This is a genomic window from Chitinophaga sp., from assembly GCF_035564935.1.
Classification (GTDB): Bacteria; Bacteroidota; Bacteroidia; order Chitinophagales; family Chitinophagaceae; genus Chitinophaga.
Genome location: NZ_DATMTE010000233.1, coordinates 1 through 5,798, shown reverse-complemented (window position 1 = coordinate 5,798; position 5,798 = coordinate 1). Strand labels below are relative to the sequence as shown.

Below are 5,798 nucleotides of genomic sequence, written 5' to 3'. Positions count from 1 at the left end.
ACCAGCAGCTTATTTTCCGGTATACCATATTCCGCACGCAGATCCGGGTATGGTGCATGGGGATTAAACTTCTGCAGGTTGATCCCATTCCTCACCACGATACCGGAAAAACCTTTTAAGGCTTTGATACCGGTTTGCCGGTTGGATTCAGATACACAAATATTCACCTGTGTTTTACGGGTAATAAATTTTTCGGCGGCAATACGTAAGCGTTTGGCCAGCGGATGCAATCCATCGTGAAAAGACCAGCCGTGAATAGTGTACACCACCGGTAATCCCAGGCGGCGTGCGGCCCACAACACATTTGTATTGGCGCGGGTACCATGCACATGTACAATGTCTATCCGCTGATCTTCCATAAATTTCTTCACCTTCTTCCATACACTGATATCAAACGCTTTCTCGCTTTCAATAACAAATGCAGAAACATTCATTTTCTGCAAAGCCGTTATCATAGGGCCCTCTGTAAAAGAAAGCACAATGGGTTCAAAAGCTGTTTTATCCAGCGACGCCACCAGGTCCAGTACATGACTCTCTCCCCCGCCGATCTTACCCTGGCGGATGGTTTCAAGTACCCGTGTTTTGCCATTCATTTTGCCCATACTATAATTTTTCTATCCAGCGGCTGTACCATAACTGGAAAACCAGCATATTCCATAATTTCTGATGACTCACTTTACCGCCCGATAAGTAATTCTTCAATAATCCTTCTACATGCGGCACATTGAACAACCCTGATTTTGCAAGGCGTTCACCGGAGAGATAATATTGCATCTGCTCTTTCAGCTCATCCCTGAACCATTCCTGCAACGGGGCAATGAAAGGTCTTTTTGGACGCTCCATTAAAGGCTTCGGAATATATTTATGTACAATTGTTTTCAGGATGTATTTATTGATGCCGTCTTTTACTTTCAATCCCGCAGGCACCTTTGCCAGAAATTCCACCAACCGGTGATCCAGCATAGGTTCGCGGCCTTCAATACTTACCGACATGGTGGCCCTGTCTACCTTCACCAGGTTATTGTCTACCAGGAAGGTTTTATAATCCACTGCCAGTAACCTGTTCAGCGGATCGTTCATATTATCCAGTTCGCCGTTCATGTCGAAGTTGGTTTTATAACCATCTGCCTGCATGGCGGTATAATAATTCACTTCGTTTTCCGTGAGGTACTGGCTGATATACTTCAGGGCATGCTGCGGTTTTCCGCTGGCCCATATCAGTTTCATTTTTTCGTAGCGGGAAGCGAAATTATATTGCTTATTAAAGTAAGGGATCACTTCCGGCGATACTACAGACATGGCAGCGCTGATGGTGCGTTGCAATGGTTTTGGAAAACTGCCGGTATAGCGGAGCGACTGGTTAAACTTATTATATCCTGCAAACACTTCATCACCCCCATCGGCAGAAAGCACCACTTTTACTTCCTTACTGGCAAACCTGCTCACCAGTGTGGTAGGCACGGTAGAATTATCGGCAAATGGCTCATCGTATATTTCCGGCAGGTGGTGTAATACCTCTTTTGCTTCAGCGGGACCAACTATCCATTCATGATGTTCCGTACCCAGGTGCATGGCAATTTTCTTTGCCTCTTTCGATTCATCCCACTGCGGTTCCTTGTATCCAATGGTAAAGGTTTTAATACGGCTGGAGGTGTTAGACTGCAGCAGGGCGGCTACACTGGCGCTATCATACCCGCCGCTTAAAAACACGCCTACCGGTACATCAGATACCATGCGGTAACTGTATGCATTATGCATCAACTGTTCCGTATGTTTGATCACATCAAATTCAGACAACCCTGTAAGCGGCTGCCGGTAGGCATCCAGTACATTCCAGTACTGCACTTCCTTTACAGCGGCATCGTTCAGCGACAACTTCAACAGGTGACCCGGTTTCAGTTTATGTGTGTTCCTGTAAATGGTATAAGGAGCAGGAATATAGCTGTACTGGAGGAAGAGCGATAAACTTTTTTCATCGATCTCCTTCCGGAAAGCCGGATGTTCACAAATACCTTTCAGTTCAGATGCGAAAAGCAGGGTGCGGTTATGCCAGTAATAGTATAAAGGCTTAACGCCGGCACGATCACGGAAAAGGGTTACTTCCTCCGCCTTACGGTCGTAGATCACAAAGGCAAACATGCCTATGCATTTATCAAGGATCTTTTCCTTCCATTGTGCGTAGCCTTTCAGCAGCACTTCCGTATCGGCGCCGGAATGAAAATGGTGGCCCAGCTTTTCCAGCTCGGTACGGATCTCCTTGAAGTTATATATCTCTCCATTGAAAATAATGGAATATTGTTCGAAGTGCATGGGCTGATGACCAGACCTGGAGAGGTCCAGGATGGATAAACGGCGCTGTCCCAATCCCACGGAAGCCCGGGGATGTTCGTATACCTCGTAGCCGGCATCATTGGGCCCGCGGTGCGCCATTACATCTGTCATGCTACGCAGGATATCTGCGTCTGATTTTTGGGTAAAATCAATAAACCCTGCTATGCCACACATAAATTATCCGGTTTAGGGTGTTTAAGATTCCAGAAAATTCCCTTCCAGAATGCGTTCATATGAACCGATTCCCTTTTTAGTAAAAACTGAACGGTGTTTTTGGGAATCGTAAGAAAAATAAAATACAGCATGAAGAACATCCTGGCAGGAAGTTTTACGTTCCGGCGCATGAATAAGATCCTGTTACGCGTAATGTAATACGTTTTCAGGGGGCTGTTCTTACCGGTGGTCATGGACTCCTTATGATAGATCAGCGATTTGTATTGATAATATATTTTATAACCCTGGCGTTTGAATTGCTCGCACCAATCAAATTCTTCGTAATAGAGGAAATATACTTCCGGCATCAGTCCAACTTTAGCGAGCGCCCCTGCGCTTACCATCATAGCGCCTCCGTGTGCGTAATGCGTTTCTGATATCGCATCATACTGACCCTTGTCCTGTTCGCGGCAGCCGATCATGCTGTTTCTGCCTGTAAGCGTATCCACGGCTTTATACCCTGCGTATTCTATGGTCCCTTTCTGAAAAAAGTAGTGGAACTTAGGGCTTACCACACCGGCATCCGGGTGTTTGGCAAATACTTCCAGCAATCCTTCTATCAATCCTTCCGTAAACTCTGTATCATTATTCACCAGGAAAAGATATTCACCACGGGCGGCCTTAATACCGAGGTTATTTCCGCCCGCAAAACCCAGGTTGTCTTTACTTTCGATAACGATGGCAGATGGATATTCGTTCTTTATAACCGCAACAGGACTTTCTGCGGAGGCATTATCCACTACAATCACCTCCAGGTTGGGATAGCTGATCCTGTTAAGGGAGGCCATGAGCTCCACGGTTACCCTGGCATTGTTATAATTAACAGTGATAATGGATACCAGCGGATAATATGTATTACTTTCTGGCTGCATCTAATAAAGGATTATCAATACCTGTTTGCGTATGAGTAGTGTGTATAAAAGTTTTATCTGCTCCCTTCAGGCGGAACAACAATAATATCATGATGCCAACCGCGCGTGGTAAAGTAAGCATGGCTGTAAAAAGATATTTTGTAAAGAACTTCCCCGGAATAGGCAGTAAGAGGCTGATTATATTCAGCGTAAACAAAACCATCCACCAATAATAAGACATGGGTATAAAACGCTGCAGCAGGAAGCCGATGGCCGTACAAACCGTTAATGCTGCCAGCAGCAACATACGCGGCAGCAATGCGTTCTGGCATACTGCGAGGTTAAAATAATTCACGTTGCCTCTGAATAAAGCCGCCCATCCCCTGCCCCAGAACGTGCGCAAATAAACCAGCTGGCTGGACATCCAGCGTTTCCGCTGGTTTTCGAACACGGCTGCATGTGTAATCTTCTCATCATACACATAAGCATCTTCCAGGTATAAAATGGAGTGGCCTTTTGATATCACCAGTAACTGTAACACCTTATCAAACCCGCCGGTAGCCTGTATTTCGCTGAGTATCTGTTTGATAAGCGGGTAATGAAACGCCATGCCCGAGCCAATTACAGAAGACGATAACCCCAATGCGTTGGCGCCTTTACGGTAAAGATGATTGGCGATGATTTCGTTGGCAGCATCGAGAATCGCAAACGGCGTGTTCAGATTTTTGGCCACCCGTTGTCCCTGGATGGCATGATGCCCCTGCTGGTAAGCATGATTGATCTTTAAAAGAAAATCTGCCTCCAGCATATTATCTGCATCACAAATCAGTGCCAGGTCATAATTATCTCCCAATTTTTCAAATGCTGCATTCAGCGATTTAGCCTTGGTGCTTTTATCGAATTTAACCGGTATCACATTCACACCTGTAGCCGCCAGCTCTTCCATGGTACGGGGTTGCAAAGAATCTGCAATCACCACTACTTCAAACTGATGCAAAGGATAGTGCAGGCGGTTATAGCTGTTAACAGTGGATAAAATAATACTGTCTTCCTTATAAGCCGGGATAAGAATGGCAATCTTCGCAAAAGTCACCGTTTCCTCATATGCAATTTTCTTCTTCCGGCTCAAACGGCCGGCGATGGCTAACAAAAGATTATACAGTACACAACCGGCCAGGTAAACAAACAGTATTATTGTTATAATTGTTATCATTATACATTGTCTTTTTGTACAAGCGCGAATGGCGTGCTTGCCATCAGCCACATATCATACCTCAGCGAGCGGTTATGGGCGTAATTAATATCCAGGTCTATCCTTTCTTTTACGGACATCTCTTTTTTACCTCTTTTACTTACCTGCCATAAGCCCGTAATACCAGCCGGAGCAAGGAATCTTTCCACCCATTCGTCGGTAGTGAGGGTATTGGCTTCATATAATGGCAGCGGGCGGTTTCCCACCAGCGACATATCTCCTTTCAACACATTGAGCAGTTGCGGGATCTCGTCCAGGCTGGTATTGCGCAGGAAACCACCGAGTTTGGTCACCCTTGGATCGTTGGATACTTTTATAAAAACAGGACCGTCTGTTTGTCCGTCGTACTGATTCAGGTGTTTGATCTTATCCAGTTGCCTGTCTGCGTCCGGTACCATGGTCCGGAACTTATAGAATTTAAAGACGCGGTAGTTCCTGCCGGCGCGTTTGGCCGCGTAAAATATGGGGCCTTTGGATTCGAGCCTGATCAAAGCAGCGATCACCAGCATTACAGGGCTCAGCATGAGCAAGCCGCCGCCTGCCAATGCCACATCGAGCGAGCGTTTCAGGAAGTTGCTGTAAAATCTCCGGGTATAAAGCCTTGTGCGCAGGGTACTGCTCCGGTATACCGGGAAAGTGCGCATACGCTTTACCTTGCTCACGATGGCAATTTTATTACCCAGCACCTGCCACGCCTCCTGTGTGATGATATCATCGATAAAGGTATGCCTGCCCATTAGCGACTTCATTTCATCAAACCCTTTATCTGTGTATACAAAAAAGGGAATAGAGCAAAGGAACTGATGCGTTTTAAAATAGGTGTTCCATTCCGAAAGGGCCGATTCATAGGCACTATCGAACCGGTAAATAATAGCTGCTGGCACTTTCTTAAAAATGTGCTGCAACTGGTTGATCACTTTCTGCGCATCCGCTACATTCTCCGTCACTATGCATCTGAAGGGGTTGTTTTCAGCCTGCATCTCTTTATGCGGTGTTCCCACAAACAGTAAGATGCTTTCTGCATCCGGAACTTCGTAAAGCAAGGTGCTTTTACCGGTATCGGTTCCTCTGATGCTTTCTACCTGCAGTGAATTTTGGGTAAAGGTATCCATCGGTTAAAAATTAGTAGTGTATTCGTAGGTGACAATAAC

The 5,798-nt window shown here is 45.8% G+C and carries 5 protein-coding genes; all 5 read right to left on the bottom strand.

Annotated elements, in window-relative coordinates; all coding sequences use genetic code 11:
- On the bottom strand, positions 1 to 602 hold a 602-nt coding region (locus VN105_RS06235; RefSeq protein ID WP_325638990.1), incomplete at its 3' end, for a glycosyltransferase family 4 protein.
- A 1-nt stretch (position 603) separates the two neighbouring features.
- The gene (gene asnB / locus VN105_RS06230; protein WP_325638988.1) at positions 604 to 2,505 is read right to left on the bottom strand and encodes an asparagine synthase (glutamine-hydrolyzing); all 1,902 of its coding nucleotides are present in this window, start codon (positions 2,503 to 2,505) and stop codon (positions 604 to 606) included.
- Positions 2,493 to 3,416 (bottom strand): glycosyltransferase family 2 protein, encoded by a 924-nt coding sequence (locus tag VN105_RS06225; RefSeq protein ID WP_325638986.1) that lies wholly within the window; start codon positions 3,414 to 3,416, stop codon positions 2,493 to 2,495. Before VN105_RS06225 ends, asnB begins: the two co-directional genes overlap by 13 nt.
- Complete coding sequence (locus VN105_RS06220; protein WP_325638984.1) at positions 3,400 to 4,608, bottom strand: glycosyltransferase family 2 protein; 1,209 nt, start codon at positions 4,606 to 4,608, stop codon at positions 3,400 to 3,402. The genes VN105_RS06225 and VN105_RS06220 overlap by 17 nt, the downstream gene beginning before the upstream one ends.
- The gene (locus VN105_RS06215) at positions 4,608 to 5,759 is read right to left on the bottom strand and encodes a sugar transferase (protein WP_325638982.1); all 1,152 of its coding nucleotides are present in this window, start codon (positions 5,757 to 5,759) and stop codon (positions 4,608 to 4,610) included. Before VN105_RS06215 ends, VN105_RS06220 begins: the two co-directional genes overlap by 1 nt.
- Positions 5,760 to 5,798 lie beyond the last annotated feature (39 nt).